Source organism: Streptomyces sp. NPDC048106, assembly GCF_040706415.1.
GTDB lineage: Bacteria > Actinomycetota > Actinomycetes > Streptomycetales > Streptomycetaceae > Streptomyces.
Genome location: NZ_JBEZND010000011.1, coordinates 183965 through 198904, shown reverse-complemented (window position 1 = coordinate 198904; position 14940 = coordinate 183965). Strand labels below are relative to the sequence as shown.

Annotated in this window: 14 protein-coding genes; 4 read left to right on the top strand and 10 right to left on the bottom strand. The window is 71.1% G+C overall.

The features are described from left to right. Positions 1-73: 73 nt before the first annotated feature. Genes AB0927_RS14875 through AB0927_RS14865 form a run of 3 tightly spaced genes read right to left on the bottom strand, consistent with a single transcriptional unit; the run spans position 74 to position 3104 of the window. Positions 74-832, bottom strand: coding sequence for an SDR family NAD(P)-dependent oxidoreductase (locus AB0927_RS14875; RefSeq protein WP_366667956.1), 759 nt, complete (start codon positions 830-832; stop codon positions 74-76). A 41-nt stretch (positions 833-873) separates the two neighbouring features. Next, positions 874-1905, bottom strand: coding sequence for a phosphotransferase family protein (locus tag AB0927_RS14870; RefSeq protein ID WP_366667955.1), 1032 nt, complete (start codon positions 1903-1905; stop codon positions 874-876). Further along, the gene (locus tag AB0927_RS14865; protein WP_366667954.1) at positions 1902-3104 is read right to left on the bottom strand and encodes an acyl-CoA dehydrogenase family protein; all 1203 of its coding nucleotides are present in this window, start codon (positions 3102-3104) and stop codon (positions 1902-1904) included. Before AB0927_RS14865 ends, AB0927_RS14870 begins: the two co-directional genes overlap by 4 nt. A gap of 186 nt (positions 3105-3290) precedes the next feature. Here AB0927_RS14865 and AB0927_RS14860 point away from each other — a divergent pair, with 186 nt between their 5' ends. Next, positions 3291-3935, top strand: a complete 645-nt coding sequence (locus AB0927_RS14860) for a TetR/AcrR family transcriptional regulator (protein ID WP_366667953.1) — start codon at positions 3291-3293, stop codon at positions 3933-3935. 190 nt (positions 3936-4125) lie between these two features. Here AB0927_RS14860 and AB0927_RS14855 read toward each other — a convergent pair whose 3' ends face one another. The 4 genes from AB0927_RS14855 to AB0927_RS14840 are packed head-to-tail and all read right to left on the bottom strand — an operon-like array spanning position 4126 to position 10172. After that, positions 4126-5790, bottom strand: coding sequence for an ATP-binding cassette domain-containing protein (locus tag AB0927_RS14855; RefSeq protein WP_366667952.1), 1665 nt, complete (start codon positions 5788-5790; stop codon positions 4126-4128). Then, positions 5787-7559, bottom strand: coding sequence for an ATP-binding cassette domain-containing protein (locus tag AB0927_RS14850; protein ID WP_366667951.1), 1773 nt, complete (start codon positions 7557-7559; stop codon positions 5787-5789). The genes AB0927_RS14855 and AB0927_RS14850 overlap by 4 nt, the downstream gene beginning before the upstream one ends. Then, on the bottom strand, positions 7556-8833 hold the full coding sequence (locus AB0927_RS14845; RefSeq protein ID WP_366667950.1) for a cytochrome d ubiquinol oxidase subunit II: 1278 nt from the start codon (positions 8831-8833) through the stop codon (positions 7556-7558). Before AB0927_RS14845 ends, AB0927_RS14850 begins: the two co-directional genes overlap by 4 nt. Beyond that, positions 8826-10172 carry a cytochrome ubiquinol oxidase subunit I gene (locus AB0927_RS14840; RefSeq protein ID WP_366667968.1) on the bottom strand — a complete coding sequence of 449 codons (1347 nt, stop codon included), beginning with the start codon at positions 10170-10172 and terminating at the stop codon, positions 8826-8828. The genes AB0927_RS14845 and AB0927_RS14840 overlap by 8 nt, the downstream gene beginning before the upstream one ends. Positions 10173-10581: 409 nt before the next feature. Between AB0927_RS14840 and AB0927_RS14835 the strand changes: the two genes are divergently transcribed. Next, positions 10582-10890 carry a hypothetical protein gene (locus tag AB0927_RS14835; RefSeq protein WP_366667949.1) on the top strand — a complete coding sequence of 103 codons (309 nt, stop codon included), beginning with the start codon at positions 10582-10584 and terminating at the stop codon, positions 10888-10890. Positions 10891-10971: 81 nt separating this feature from the next. On the opposite strand, the gene AB0927_RS14830 is transcribed toward AB0927_RS14835, so the two are convergent. Then, the gene (locus AB0927_RS14830; protein WP_366667948.1) at positions 10972-12591 is read right to left on the bottom strand and encodes a bifunctional NAD(P)/FAD-dependent oxidoreductase/class I SAM-dependent methyltransferase; all 1620 of its coding nucleotides are present in this window, start codon (positions 12589-12591) and stop codon (positions 10972-10974) included. Between the two features lie 65 nt (positions 12592-12656). Between AB0927_RS14830 and AB0927_RS14825 the strand changes: the two genes are divergently transcribed. Then, on the top strand, positions 12657-13223 hold the full coding sequence (locus tag AB0927_RS14825; protein WP_366667947.1) for an XRE family transcriptional regulator: 567 nt from the start codon (positions 12657-12659) through the stop codon (positions 13221-13223). Here the strand turns inward: AB0927_RS14825 and AB0927_RS14820 are convergent, their stop codons facing one another. Both AB0927_RS14820 and AB0927_RS14815 read right to left on the bottom strand, forming a co-directional pair. Next, complete coding sequence (locus AB0927_RS14820) at positions 13224-13880, bottom strand: helix-turn-helix domain-containing protein (protein WP_366667967.1); 657 nt, start codon at positions 13878-13880, stop codon at positions 13224-13226. A gap of 106 nt (positions 13881-13986) precedes the next feature. Then, positions 13987-14328: a LysR substrate-binding domain-containing protein gene (locus AB0927_RS14815; RefSeq protein WP_366667946.1), complete on the bottom strand. Its 342-nt coding sequence runs from the start codon at positions 14326-14328 to the stop codon at positions 13987-13989. Positions 14329-14549: 221 nt separating this feature from the next. Here AB0927_RS14815 and AB0927_RS14810 point away from each other — a divergent pair, with 221 nt between their 5' ends. Beyond that, the gene (locus tag AB0927_RS14810; protein ID WP_366667966.1) at positions 14550-14870 is read left to right on the top strand and encodes an NUDIX domain-containing protein; all 321 of its coding nucleotides are present in this window, start codon (positions 14550-14552) and stop codon (positions 14868-14870) included. The last annotated feature ends 70 nt before the right edge of the window (positions 14871-14940 follow it).

The window sequence follows — 14940 nt, the reverse complement described above, 5'->3', positions numbered from 1 at the left end:
GATCGACCCTCACGCCGGTCCGCCAGTGGGACATGACCGCGCAGCCGCGGCAACTGCCGCGGCCCCCTCACCGTCAGCGTGCCGTCCAGCCGCCGTCCACGTACAGCTCGGAACCGGTGACGAAGCTCGCGTCGTCCGAGGCGAGGAACGCCACCGCGCCGGAGACCTCGTCGGGCCTGCCGAGCCTGCCGAGCGGCGTGCCCTCGACCATCGCCGTGTGCCGGGGTGTGCCCTTCCACAGCTCGCGGGAGAGCGGCGTCTCGATGAACCCGGGATGGATGGAGTTGACGCGCACCCCACGCGTCGCCCAGTGCAGCGCGGCGTTCTTCGTCATCAGCCGGACTGCGCCTTTCGCCGCGTGGTACGAGAACTGGCCGCCAAAGCCGCCGACCGTGCCGAAGATCGACGCGATGTTGACGATCGAGCCGCCACCGGAGCGTTCGATCGCGGGCCCGCCGTGCTTCATCCCGAGCCACACACCCCCCTGGGTGACTCCGATGACCTTCTCCCAGGACTCCTGGGTCTCGTTCTCCACGGTGCGCATCTCGGCGATGCCCGCGTTGTTGACGAGCACGGACAGACCGCCCAGCTCGTCGACCACACGCGCGACGACGCCGCTCCAGGCATCCTCGCTGCTGACATCGAGGGCGAGCCCGAGGGCCTGACCGCCGTCGGTCCTCAGCTTCTTCGCCAGGTCCTCGCAGCGGCCGGCGTCCACGTCGGTCACGACGACCGTGGCGCCCTCGGCGGCCAGCCGGTGCGAGATGGCGGTGCCGATGCCGCCCGTGGCGCCGGTGACCAGGGCGATCCCTCCGGACAGTCGGTGCTGCACGTGCTCTCCTTCACTCGCGGTCTCAGTGCGTGGGTCGACGGTCACGGGAGCAGTTCCCATCCCGAGCGCAGCAGTGCGGGCACGGCCGAGCCGACGCTTTCGAAGCCGGTGCCGACGGTCTGGCCCGCGAGATAGCGGGCGTGGATGCCCTCCGCGATCACGGCGAGCTTGAAGTAGCCGAGCGCCTGGTACCAGGCGAGGGACGTGAGGTCCCGGCCGGACCGGGCGGCGTACCGCTCGGCCAGCTCGCGGCCGGTGGGGAAGCCGGGGTTGGCGGTCGGGACGTGCCGGGCGCCGAGCACCGGTTCGCACACCGGATCCCAGTACATGAGGAGCATCCCGAGGTCGGCGAGCGGGTCGCCGAGCGTGGCCATCTCCCAGTCGACGATCGCCGCGATCCGCCCGAGGTCACCGGGCGCCAGGATCGTGTTGTCCAGGCGGTAGTCGCCGTGTACGACCGCCGGGGCGCCGCTCACCGGCAGGGAACCGGCGAGCCGGGTGTGCAGCGCGTCGAGGCCGGGCAGCTCGCGAGTGGCGACTTTGTCCCACTGGCCGCGCCACCGGCGCACCTGCCGTTCCAGATAGCCCTCGGGGCGGCCGAATGCGCCGAGCCCCACCTCGAAAGCGTCCACCGCGTGCAGCCTCACCAGGGCGTCGACCAGCGCTTCGGCGCTGCGGCGGGCGTCCGCGGGCGGCAGGGCGGCCGCCTCGGCGCCGTCGCGCAGCACCGTGCCCTCGACGAAGTCGACGACACAGAACGGCGCCCCGATCACGTCCGTCTCCGTGCACGACAGCACCGCGCGGGCAACCGGCACGTCGGTCCCGCCCAACCCGGCGACGACCTGGTACTCGCGGTCCATGTCGTGCGCCGTCGGTGTCAGCACCCCCAGTGGCGGCCGGCGCAGCACCCAGCGGTGCGTGCCGTCCGTCACCTCGTACGTGAGGTTGGAGCGCCCGCCGTGCAGCAGGCTCAGGCTCAACGGGCCTGCGCACTCCGGCACATGACGCTCGAAGTAGTGTTGTAGGGCGGGCACGTCGACGCCGACGACCTCGGTCGGGGCCGGGCTGCTCATCGTGCGTCCCCCCGCTTGCCGGCCGCTCGCACCGCCCGCTTGGCGATCGCCCAGCGGTGGGTCTCTGACGGACCGTCGTAGATCCGGAACGGACGCACCTCGCGGTACAGCCGGGACAGCGGGGCATCGCCCGAGATCCCGAGTGCCCCGCACACCTGCACGGCACGGTCGACCACCCGGTTGACCGCCTCGGAGACGTATGTCTTGGCGATCGAGGTGTGCTGGGCGGCCGTGCGGCCTTGGTCCAGCTCCCAGCAGGCCCGCCACAGCACCGCGCGACTGGTCTCGATGTCGATCTCGGAGTCGGCCAGCATCTGCTGGACCATACCCAGTTCAGCGAGCCTCCCGCCGAACGCAGAGCGGCTCGCCGCCCGCTCCAGGGCGATGTCCTGAGCCCGGCGTGCCACCCCGAGCCAGCGCATGCAGTGGGTCATCCGCGCCGGACCCAGCCGTACCTGCGCGTACCGGAAACCCTCGTCGACCGCGCCGAGCACGGCGCTGTCCGGCACCTCGACGCCCTCGAAGACGATTTCGCTGTGCCCGCCGAACAGGCCGTGGTCCAGCGTGTCGATGTTCCGGACGATCTTCACAGCAGGGGTGTCCATACCGACGAGGAACATCGTGGCGCCGCCCGGATCGCCGGGGCCGCCGCTGGTGCGAGCCATGCAGATGGTGAAGGCCGCGCCGTCGGCGCCGCTGATGAACCACTTGCGGCCGTCGATCCGCCAGCCGCTGTCCGTCTTCGTGGCGGTGGTGGCCAGCGCGCGCGGATCGGACCCGGCGCCGGGCGCGGGTTCGGTCATCGCGAAGCAGGACCGCACCTCACCAGCGGCCAGCGGACGGAGATAGCGCTCCTTCTGTTCCTCGGTGGCCACCACTTCGAGCAGGTGCATATTGCCCTCGTCGGGTGCGGAACAGTTCATCGCGAGGGGCCCGAGGAGCGCGTAGCCGGCCGCCTCGAACACGACGGCCTGCCCGCGCAGATCGAGCCCGAGCCCGCCGAACTCCTCGCCGACGTGCGGGGCGAACACCCCCGCCGCCCGCGCCGCTTCCTGCAACCGCCGCCGCAGCGGCTCCGGGCCCGCGTGGATGTCACCGCCGCACGCGTCCTCTTCCGGTATCACCACGTCCCGTACGAACTGAGTGGTGCGCCGCGCGATGTCGGCGACCCGCTCGTCGATCTCGAAGCTGATGGACACGTCTCACCCCTGAGCTTGGCTACTGACCATTAGCCATCAGATGGCCGAAGCGGGCGTGGTGTCAAGAGAGTTGGCTATGATGGCTGATCAAGGAGCAGGGTTCAGCTAACATGTAATAGCTTCATCCGTGCCGAGGGTCGTATCGGTTTCGGCTTGAGCTTCAGCTTCTGGCGCACGGGAGGTCATATGAGCGCATTGCCACACGAGGCCTACGAGCGGCCGCACCGGCCGTCGCGCCCGGAAGGCGCCCCCGTGGTCGACCGCCGGTCGGGAATCCGCGCGGCCGCGCTGCGGCTGTTCGCCGCACAGGGCTACCGGGCCACCACGATGGCCGATATCGGCGCCGCCGTCGGCATTCGCGGCCCGAGCCTCTACAAACATGTCGCGTCCAAGCACGAGCTGCTGGCCGAGATCATGATCGGCACCATGGAACAGCTCATCGCCGACAACGCGACAGCGGTCGCGGACACCGACGACGTACGGGAGCAGCTGCGCCGCGCCGTTGAGGCACACATCCGGTATCACGCCCGCCACCGCCTGGAGGCGTTCGTCGGCAACCGTGAGATCGGCAGCCTGGAACAGCCCGACCAGGACCGGGTGCTCGCCGGCCGCAGCGACTACGAGCGGCGCTTTCGCGAACTCATCGAGCGCGGCACCGCCGAGCGCGTGTTCCGCGTGCACTCGGCGAGGATCGCCTCCTACTCGATCCTCGACATGGGTATCGGTGTGTCCAGCTGGTTCCACGAGGGCGGCGAGTTCACCGTGGACCAACTCGCCTACCAGTACGGCGACATCGCCCTGCGCATCGTGGGCGGAGCCTCGCGTCGGTGATGGTCGGAGCGACAGGCCCGGCCGGCACCTGCAAGTGACGCCCCGCCCGGGCGGAACAGGCATCGGCGTCGCACACGCGCAGGAGACGGCCCCACGGCGACGCCGTCGACCCCACCACACGTCCAGACACGCGGCATGGGGCGCCTGACAGGGCAGATGCCGCGAGGCCAAGCGGTGAATCTGCCCCGGACTACTCGACGCTCGCCGCCTGGAGAGTGGGCTTCAGCCGCAGGACATGGGTCGCGGCGAAGGGGATCAGGTTCTCGTGCCGGTCCGGCAGGGCGATCACCAGAGTGCTGTCCGGCAGGGCGCGGCGCACGCCCGTCAGCATCCGCACCGCCGTACGGTCGTCGAGGCCGGCCGTCGGTTCGTCGAGCAGGAGGACCGCGGGCGATCGCAGGACCGCTCTCGCGATCACGAGGCGGCGTCGCTGCCCCTGCGAGAGCGCACCGCCCAGCGGGCCCGTCGCGGTGTCGAGGGGCAACTGTTCCAGAGCCGTGACCGCCAGCGCGGCCCGAAGAGTGCCGTCGTCCGCGCCCGGGGCGGCCTGCCGGAGGTTCTCGGCGACGGTCGCGTCGGCGATCCAGTCCTCCGCTTCGACGAGGGTGAGCGAGTCGGCGATCGCATGGGCGGGCAGAGACTCGACAGGTACGCCGTCCAGCAGCACCGACCGGGCAGTGGCGGGGGAGACGCGTCCCGCCAGAGTCTCCAGCAGGGTGCTTTTCCCGCTGCCGTTGGGCCCGGTGACCATGACGACGCTGCCGGGCCCGATCACCGCGGACCACTGGGTGCGGGCGTCGCCGACACCGACGGGTACGTGGCGTGCCACCAAGGCCCCCGACGCGCCCGCGGGTGGCGCCGCCGGAGCGGACATGGTCGGCGGCTCGTCCGTGAGGGCGCGGTTCGCCAGGCCCGTCAGCCGCCGGGCGGCGTCGGCGGCCAGGCCGTGGTCACGGAGCACCTGGGGGAGTGTCTCCATCAGCTCGTACGCGGCCGCGACCAGCAGCACCTCGCCGATGGCGTCGGCGGCCGGCTGTGTGAAGGCGGGACCGGACAGCGCCAGCACCAGGACCGTCGTCTGGCCGGCCACGGCCAGCAGCCGCAACAGCAGCCGGGACCGGCGCATCACCGAGGCAGCTGCCGCCTCGGCACGCCGCGCCCGGCCGACCGCGTCCGCGACCTGATCGCGGACCAGATCGACCGCGTCCAGGCAGCGCAGCTCCAAAAGCGCGGAGCGCGCGCTGAGCAGCGAGGTGCGTGCGGCGGCCCACGCCTGTGCGGCCGCCCGCTGATGGCCGCGGGTCCGCCGCTCGGCGGTCACTGCCGTGGCGGTGGAGAGCGCGAGCAGCAGTAGCTCGGCCGCACCCGACGGCGGACTCGCCACCATGAGCAGAGTGGCGACGGCGGCGGCGGTCAGGCCGATACCGGCCAGCGGCGGGAAGACCTGGCCGGCTGTCCCGCCCACCGCGTCGACGTCGCTGGTGAGCCGGGCCATCAGGGCGCCGTCACGGTGGTCGCGCAGTTCGCGTGCCGGGACCGTGGTCGCGGCACGGACCAGCCGTGAGCGCAGCGAGACGGTCGCGCCGAGCAGGGCGCCATGGCCGACCAGACGCTCCGAGTAGCGCAGGCCGGTGCGCCCCAGGGCCAGAGCGCGGACCGTCCCGGAGGGGTACATCCACGACCAGGTGGTGTTCGCCTGCGCGGTGACCACCGCGCAGGAGGTCAGGAACCAGCCGGACACCCCGAGCAGACCGGTGGCGCACAGTTCGGCGGTCCCCGCGAGCACTGCTGCCAACAGCAGGTTCCGGCGCGTGCGTTGGTCCGCCGCTGTCCACAGCAGCCTGAACGCGGTCACGGTGTCTCCCTGATCCGGGACACCCGTCCCTGGTCCAGCCGCACGATGTCGTCGGCGATGTCGAGCAGTGCCGGGCTGTGCGTCGTGAGCAGCACGGTGCGGGTGCGCGCGAGCGTCCGTATCGCCCCGATGACGCGGGCTTCGCCCTGCGGGTCAAGATGGGCGGTGGGTTCGTCCAGGCACAGCAGCGGCGTGTCGCGGAGCAGTGCCCGCACCAGCACCAGTTGTTGCATCTGTCCGGAGGACAGTCCCCAGCCGCGCTCCCCGACCCGGGTCCCCAGGCCCTCGGGAAGCGCGGCCAGCAGGTCTTCGAAGCCCAGTGCCGCGAACGCCGCGGTCAGCATTGCGTCGCCGGCCTCCCGCCGGGCCAGCAGCAGGTTGTCGCGCAGCGTGCCCGGGAGGAGAAAGGAGGGCTGTCCGGCCCATGCCGTCATGGCCGGCGAGGCTTGCAGGTTCGCGGAACCGATGGTGTGCAGGCACCACCCGCGGTCCGGTTCGCGCAGTCCTGCCGCAACGGAGAGCAGGGTTGTCTTTCCGGCGCCGCTGGGCCCGCTGACGGCCGTGATCGAACCGGGCCGAACGGTCAGCGTGACATTGTCCAGGGCCGCGTGGTCGCGACCCGGGTACCGGACTCCTACCTTTCCCAGGATGACACCGGCCGGGCTCGACCCCGGTCGACGCGCGACCGACACCAGGGCCGGGCGCCCTTCGGCCGGGGCGGCCGGAACCCGGTCGATGAGGTCCGCGATCAGCTCGGCCGCCGCGGAAGCCTCGGCACGGGCGTGGTAACCGCGGGCCAGCTCCCGGGCGGGGGCGAAATACGCCGGGGTCAGGACGAGGACGAACAGCGCCGTACCCAGGCTCATGGTGGAGGGGACCACCGGCAGGTCGAGGTAGCCGAGCAGGGCGAGTCCGCAGTACGTGGCGACGACGGCCATGGCCACGGTGATGAGGAGCTCGATCCAGGCGGTCGAGAGAAACGCCACACGCAGTACGGTCTGGGTGCGCCTGGCCAGTTCCCGGTCGGCTGCCTCGGTGGCGCGTACCGCTTCTTCACCGGCTCCGAGGCCGACGAGCGTGGGCAGTCCGCGCAGTTGGTCCAGCAGATGGGTGCTCAGTCTCCGGGTGGCGGTGAGCTGGGCGTGCACGGCGGCGCGGGTGCCCAGGCCGATCACCTTCAGGTTGAACGGCAGCAGAGGAGTGGCCAGCAGCAGCATCAGCGCGACGGCCCAACTGCCCACCAGGACAGCGGCCAGGATGATGCCGCTTCCCAGCAGCATCGCCCGCCGGGCCGGGACGTACGTCGCCAGCCACGGGCTCAGCCGGCCCACCTCGCTGTCCAGTGCCTCACCGAGCGCGGCGTCGGACACCTCCGCGGGGGGCGTGCCCGTGGAGGGGAGTGCGGCCAGGAGCAGTCGGGCGCGAAGGTGCGCCTGGACGGCGGCCGTCCCGTCGTCGGCGACGCGGTCCGCCACCGCCAGCAGGACCGCGCGCAGCACCAGGCCTGCGGCGACCAGAGCCGCACCCGAGAGCACCGGAGCCAGGGCCACTCCTCCGCGCGGCCAGTGCAGTGCGGCCTCGGCCGCCGAGCCCAGCCCAGCCGCCCACATCACATGGCCCACAGCCGCCAGCCCGCGCAGGGTGCCGGCTCGCCGGAACGCGGGTTCGCCGACCGCCGCCCACTGGGTCAGCAGTTTTGCCGCCCGCTGCTGATCCTCGTCGTCCCGGCCGAGCCGGGCCAGTTGTCCGGGGATGTCGGTCACGGTCACTGTTCGGCTGCCTGGAGGTCGAATTCGCCGGCGGCAGACGAGCGGCGGTCGGAACGGATCCACACGGCCAACGCTGTCACGGCGAACAGAGCGACACCCACCCGGTCGATCCACACCCGCACACCACCGAAGATGTCCTGCGAGACTGCGGCCATCGCGACTGCCAGGAGGGTCAGGAGCACGCGCCGGGCGACAAGGACCGCCCATGGGCCGTCGCTCGCTGGTGGTGTCACCGGCGCGGACTGCCCGGCGGCAGCCGCGGTGTCCGACGGGCCCGCCGCGTCCGGGTACGCCGGTGGCTGGGCGAACTTCCCGCGGAAGACCCACCACGCGTAGAGGTTGTAGGCCAGGACGACCGGCATGCACCCGCCCACCCCGATGAGCAGGAAGAGCTGCGACCCGTGCGAGCTGGCGGCCGCGTGCACGGTCAGGTCGGGTGGCACGACGACGGGTGCGGTGGCGGCGACGAGCGCGAGCAGGCCCGCGGCCTCCGTACCGGCCACCGCGGCGAACGGACGCCAGTCCGGCCGGCGACCGAAGCCGTACCAGGCGATCGCCGCGCAGACCACGGCCACCGCCACCGCGAGGCCGAACAGGGTCGCGCGCAGCGGCTGGTCGAAGCGCAGGTGCTGCGGGTCGGCCGACGGGAGCCCGAAGCCCAGGACCAGGCCGGCCACCGCGACCGCCAGGATCAGCGGTCGGCCCAGTCGGCCCGCTCGCTGGTGGGCGGTCCCCGTGGTCTTGTCCTGCAACCATGCGGCGCCCGCCAGCAGGTAGAGGGCCACGAGCCCCAGGGCGCACAGCACGCTGTAGGGCGTCAGCCAGTCCCAGGTACCGCCGGAGAACACCCCACCACGGTGGGGCAGTCCGGACAGGACGGCGCCGGCCACGAGACCCTGGCACACCGTGGCCACCAGCGACGAGATGCCGAAGACGAGGCCCCAGCCGCGCCGGTAGCCGGGGGCGGCGCTCTGCAACTCGATGGCCGTGCCGCGCAGCACGATGGCGAGCAGCATGACGATGAGCGGCAGGTAGACGCCGGACAGCACGGTGGCGTAGACACCGGGCAGACCCGCCCACAGCACGACACCCGCCAGGATGAGCCAGCTCTCGTTGGCGTCCCAGGCGGTCGCGATCAGCTCGGTGTACTCCTTGCGCCGCTGGTCGCTGCGGTCGAACAGGCTCAGGACGCCGATGCCGAGGTCGTAGCCGTCGAGCAGGACATAGGCGCCGAGTGCGAGCAGGACCAAGGCGTACGACGTGAAATCAAGCATGGCTGATCTCCGTGGGCTGGACGGCGGCTCCGGCGAGGCTCACCAGGTGCTCGGGGCCGGTGCGTACCGTGCGGACGATGTAACGGATCCACAGCCCGAGCAGCAGCGCGTAGACGGCGACGAACCCGGTGAGGCTGGCGATCGCCGCGCCGAGGGAGATGTGGGAGACGGCGTCACTGGTGCGGATCAGGCCGTAGACGACCCAGGGCTGCCGACCGGTCTCCGCGGTGATCCAGCCGCCGCTGATGGCCACGACACCGGCGGGGGCCATCCAGACCATCAGCCGGTGGAACCGCCGGGCCGTGAACAGCCTTCCGCGCAACCGCAACACCACTCCGGTGAAAGCCATGCCGAACATCGCCAGGGCGGTGAAGTACATCGCCCGGAAGCCGTAGAAGGCGGACCACATGTTGGGGCGTTCGTCCTTCGGCGTCTGCAGCAGTCCGGGGACATGCGCCTTTCCGGACAGGTCCTTGCCGATGACGGCACCCAGGTGCGGTATCTCGGCATGGAAGGTGTTCTCGCCCTTGTCCGTGTCGGGCACGACGAGGAGGTTGTAGCCGTTGTTGTCGGTCTTCCAGTTGCCTTCGAAGGCCTCCAGCTTGGCGGGCTGGTGTGCACCCATGAACGCGGCGGTCGCGTCGCCCACGTACAGCTGTACGGGCATCAGGACGGCGAGCACGCCCAGGGCGATGGACAGGGTCCGGCGGGCGAAGGGCAGCGCTCGTTGCTTGACCAGGTACCAGGCGGCGATCCCGCCGATGAACCAACCGGCGCTGATCAGCACCGCGAGCAGGATGTGCGGGTACCGGTAGGAGAACGCCGGGTTGAAGAGAACGTGCCACCAGTTGCTGGCCCGGAACTGGCCATCGACCTCGGTGAACCCGGCGGGGTCCTGCATCCAGCTATTGGCGGACAGGATCCACGTCGTGGACAGCAGGGTGCCGACGACGAGCATCCAGCAGGCGAACGCCATGGTCCGGGGACGCACGCGGCCGTCGCCGTACAGCATGATTCCTATGAACCCGGCTTCCAGGAAGAAGGCCGTGATGACTTCCATTCCGATCGTGACACCGAGGATCGGACCGACCGCGTGGGCGTATCTTCCCCAGTTGAGACCGAACTCGAAAGTCATCACGGTACCGGCGACCACGCCGAGACCGAATCCGACCGCGAATATCTTCTTCCAGAAACGGAATATCTGGAGGTACAGCGGATTCCCGGTCCTGAGGTAGACGGTGTACATCACGGCCAGGAAGACGGAGAGTCCGACGGTCAGCGCGGGAAAGCTCATGTGAAAGACTGCGGTGATGGCGAATTGCCATCGTGAGATCTCCACCACTGCGGGCGATGCCACGGTGTCTCCTCTTCTTTTATTCCCCTGCTCCTGTGCCGACCCTAAAGTCGGCACACGGGTGGCCTTTGCCCCTGCGCGCATCACCCGTGTCCCCGCAGCGCAATGCATGACCGTGTACTGCGCTCAGGAGCCATGGACGGAGCGCTCTCGGCCAACCGTCTTGCGCACGATCTACGCGGCGAAGTACTTGTCGGACGAGAGCTAGCGGCGCGGTCGTGTGCTGGCACACCGAGTACATGGGCCTGGCCGTCGTCGACCAGATGCGCGGCGCCGACCGCGAGGTGGGCACCGAGGCCCTGGCGCACATCTCCCCAGCGACGATCCCGGCGCCGGGCTGTAGCGCGAGCGTGAGGTTGGTCGGTGTGGTGGTCGGCCGGGCACCACGAGCGGCATGGACGAGCTCACCGAGGACGAAGTTCGGGACCTGTTGGAGCGGGGCGGGCAGGTCGCCGGTTCAGCCGGTGCGCCGGGCGGTGAGGACGGTGTCGTGAGCCGAGATTCGGATGCTGGAGAGGGAGGGCGCACCGCGATGAACGAGTTTGCGGCGCGGTTGACGGGTGGGCTTGACCTCGTTGAAGAGCGCGATGCCTCGGCGCCGCGTCGGACCGCCTCGGGGCGGGCTCATCCGAGGGTCCAGTTCGACGTCACGCAGGGTCCCAAGGGCCGGGCCCGTCAGGCCGACAGCGTCCGTGCCATCTGAGCGCACGCGCTTTTGTCCACGCGGCCCGCGTTCGTGCTTCGACACGGGCGCGGGCCGCTGCCGTTTGCTGGTGACGCCGGCTCAGCTCGCCCGGCGGGCGCGCAGCACCCGGTCGTCGGCGTGGTGGGCTGCGCTGGCCGAGCCCGGGGGACGGGGGCGCTTGTCGTCGACCTCGATGGTCCAGCCGGCCGCGGCCTTGATCGCAGTCACGAAGTCGTCGATGTGCAGGTAGGCGTCGGGGTCGAACGGGCGATGCCCGTGCTGTGGGTCGCGCATCGCATAGAGGTCGTGGCTCAGGATGACCAGGGAACCACCGGGGGCGACGGCATCGAGCACATTGTGGACGCCGCGCAGGTCGGGCGTACGCGGGATCGACGCGTACGCCGCCGAGACGAGGTCGAACCCGCCCTGTGCCGACCCCTGGGCAAACGGCTCCCAGTCGTTGGCATCGGCCAGCTCGCACGTGACGGTCAGGTCGCGCCGCTCGGCCTCGACCCGGATCCGGTCGAGCGCGCGCGAGGAGATGTCACTCGCGGTCACCTCCCAGCCCTGCTCGGCCAGCCAGATCGCGTCACCGCCCTCGCCGGCGCCGACGTCGAGCGCACGACCGACGGGCAGGTCGGTCACTTCCGCGACCAGCGAGCCGTTCGGGTTGCCGCTCCAGACCGGGTCGCCGGAGTAGCGCTGATCCCAGTCGGCGACGGAGCCGGACGGACGGGCCGCGGTGCGCACGTCCTCGGCGGCGAGACTCATCGCGACGGCGCCACCGACGCGGCTGCCGTGGGCGGCGGCCGGGAGCACCTGCTGGCCGGGGTCGGTGATGCTGCCGACCGCGTAGACCCCGTCGATGGCGGTGGCGCCCATCGCATCGACCTCGATCACCTCGCCCATGCCGGTCGGGTGGGGCGAGGGTTGCAGGCCGAGTCCGGTGAACGGCTCGGCGCGTGGCGCGAAGCGCGGGTTGACCAGGATCGCGTCGGCGCCGATCGTCGAGCCGTCGATCAGCTCGATCCCGGTGAGGCGGCCGTCCGCACCGGTGAGGACACGGTGCGCGGTGGTGGCGAGGCGTACGTCGACACCCGCTGAGATGAGGGTGGCGACCTCGGACTCGTCGACCTCCACACCGTCCGCGACGAGCACGGTCAGACGCGCGGACAACTGCCGCAGCAGCGGCGTGACGTGCAGCCCCATCGGATGGGTGATGAGCTGGACGAGTCGCTGGTCGCGAGCCTCATAGCCGTGGCAGAACGGGCAGTGGATCACCGCCCTGCCCCAGTGGTCCGCCAGCCCCTCGACCTCGGGGAGGCCGTCGACCAGGCCGGTCGCGACGACGATCCGGCGGGCGATGATGGAGGTGCCCTCGGCGAGCTCGACGACGAAGAGCTCGCCGTCCCGGGCCACCCGCACGGCGCGGCCGGACAGCACCTCGCCCCCATAGCGGCGCACCTCCGCGCGACCAGCGGCGAGCAGCTCCGCCGGGTCTGTGCCGTCGCGTCCCAGGAAGCTGTGCATGTGCGCCGCAGGCGCGTTGCGGGGCTCGCCGGAGTCGACCACGATCACCGACCGGCGCTGCCGGCCGAGCTGCAGGGCGGTGGCGAGGCCGGCGGCCGATCCGCCGATGACGGCGACGTCGCAGTGGCGGATGACGGTCAAAGCGGCAGGTGCGCCGGAGGCAGCGGGGTCGGTGTGGTGATGACTCATGTCCGCCACCGTAGAAACCCCTGGAGTTATATGCCAGACTCCTTGCGGAATCCGCAAGGAGGACCGTGAGTCAACTCGCCGACATCGAGCACGTCGTCCGGACCCGGCTGCGCAGCCTGCGCACCACGCTCGGGCTCTCCCTCGACCAACTCGCCGCGCGCACCAACCTGAGCCCGTCAACGATCAGTCGCGTCGAGACCGGGAAGCGCACGATCAGCCTCGACGTACTGCTTCCGCTTGCCGCCGGCCTCCAGGTCGGCCTGGACGCACTGCTCGACGTGAGCGGCGACGACGACGTGGTCATCCGCCCCACGTCGAGCCGGATCGAGGGGCGCACGACGTGGGCGCTGAGCAGGCCGGACAGCAGCACGGTCGCGGTGAAGATGCTGGTCGAGCCGACCGCGGCCCGGCCACAGCAGCGGGTCCACCCCGGCCACGACTGGCTGTTCGTGCTCAGCGGGCGGCTCCTGCTCCTGCTCGGCGATCGCGAGATCACCGTCGAGGCCGGCGAGGCGGCCGAGTTCGCCACCATGACCCCGCACGCGTTCGCCGCGGTCGACGGCCCGGCCGAGCTGTTGATGATCTTCGACCGCGACGGGCAGCACGCGCACATGCATCGCGGGAAGGAGTGATCAGCGGCGAGCCCACCACGGTCCGATGCGGGTAGCGCCGCTGACTTGCCACGCGGTCAGACGGACCCGAGGCCGGTCTCCGGCGCCGGCAGCGTTGTGTCCCTGTGCCATCGCGGCGATCACGACGGCGCCATGCGCGGCTACCACGTTCCGCAGGTGGTTCCGGCCGCCGCGCCTCCCGGTGGCGCCCTCCTGCCGCATCCGCCGGCCATCGTCCGTATGCGGAACGGCCCTCGGCCACGAGGGTGGTCGAGGGCTGTCCGGTGCCCGCACGGCTGCGGCCGCGCGGTCGAGGGTGTGCAGGCACACGCGAGGGCAGGCGCCGCGGCCGGAGAGCCGTCCTGCGTGGAGCCGGAGATGGCACCCTCGCGTACGGAGACGGGCACGCGCATCAGGTGCCGGAACGGAGATCCGATCAGGCCGAAGTCGATGACGTTCCTGCTCCAGCACCTTGGCCAGTTCCACTTCCAGCACGCCGAACAGAGTGTCGCTCAGCTTCGGCCGTGAGACCGGCCCCGCGGATCGCAGCGCCTCAGAGCCGGCCTCCTGCCAGGCCCGACGCCAGCGCTGCACCGAGCACACGCCCACCCGTGACTCCTTGGCGATCTCCCCGTTGGAGGCGCCTGCGGCGAACCGCTCGCCGGCCTCCATCCGGATCCGCTCGCGACACGCCTGACATTCAAGCTTCAGCCCACCACCCTGCGGATACCAGATTCAGACGGCATACCGGGACGATCACGCAGGCCGGGCAGGCAAGCCGAGGTCAGGCGGTCAGGGTGCTGCCGACTTCGATCAGTGTCTCGATGGTGACTCGCGCGGAGGGGCGTACCGCGGCCTCCGGACGCCACGCCGCGTAGATCCTGCGGGTCAGGCCGGGTTCGACGGGCAGGGCCACCACATCCGTCGGGAGGTGGCCCAGGCCCAGGCTGGGGACCATCGCGATGCCCACGCCGGCGGAGACCAGGGCGATCTGGGTGGGGTGTTCGGCCACCACGTGCACGATGCGGGGTTCCGCACCTTGCTCCCGCATGGTGTGCATGAGCCACTCGTGGCAGGTCGAGCGCTGGGGTCGGCTGATCCAGGACGCGTCAACCAACTCGCTCATCCGTACGGCGGGTCCATGGTGACGTACCTCGTGCCCATCATCTCCACCGTCGCCGGTGTCCTCGGGCTGGACGAAACGCTGAACTGGCACCAGCCAGTGGGTGCTGTGGCGATTCTCGCCGGCGCCGCACTGTCACAGCGCTCCATGTCCCCGAAGTAATCTCTTCCGAGCTTCCCGAGAACCCCTGACTCCGCACTGTCCACGACGGGGCCGGCCGCTACCTGCTCCATCTGCGGGACGACCTGCCCGGAATCCGGCAGCCCGGAGCGTTCGCCCTCGTCGGAGGCGGGCGCAAGGAGGGTGAGGCGAGTCTGGAGGAGACCCTGCTGCGTGAACTGTCCGAGGAGGTCCGCGGGCTGCGCCTGGAGGGCCCGCGCCGTACGCGGTGGAAGAGGCCACCAGCGTCGACGGGCTTCGCGTGCCGATCAAGGTCTTCGCCGGCCGTTGGCGTGGGAACCCGGACCGTCTGCGGCTGCGGGAGGGGATCCAGCTGCGCTGGTTTGCCGCCGACCGGCTGCACCGGCTGCACCGGCTGCGCCTGACCCCTGGACCGGGCGACCTGATCCGCCGGCACGCGGCCGAGCCGGACGGTGCTGAACGGCATCGGCGTCC

Bases quoted from the DNA above. Each gene is read 5' to 3' on its own strand.
- AB0927_RS14845 (WP_366667950.1), bottom strand. From the start codon at position 8,833: ATGCTTGATTTCACGTCGTACGCCTTGGTCCTGCTCGCACTCGGCGCC.
- AB0927_RS14860 (WP_366667953.1), top strand. From the start codon at position 3,291: ATGAGCGCATTGCCACACGAGGCCTACGAGCGGCCGCACCGGCCGTCG.
- AB0927_RS14870 (WP_366667955.1), bottom strand. From the start codon at position 1,905: ATGAGCAGCCCGGCCCCGACCGAGGTCGTCGGCGTCGACGTGCCCGCC.
- AB0927_RS14830 (WP_366667948.1), bottom strand. From the start codon at position 12,591: ATGAGTCATCACCACACCGACCCCGCTGCCTCCGGCGCACCTGCCGCT.
- AB0927_RS14815 (WP_366667946.1), bottom strand. From the start codon at position 14,328: ATGAGCGAGTTGGTTGACGCGTCCTGGATCAGCCGACCCCAGCGCTCG.
- AB0927_RS14835 (WP_366667949.1), top strand. From the start codon at position 10,582: ATGGACGAGCTCACCGAGGACGAAGTTCGGGACCTGTTGGAGCGGGGC.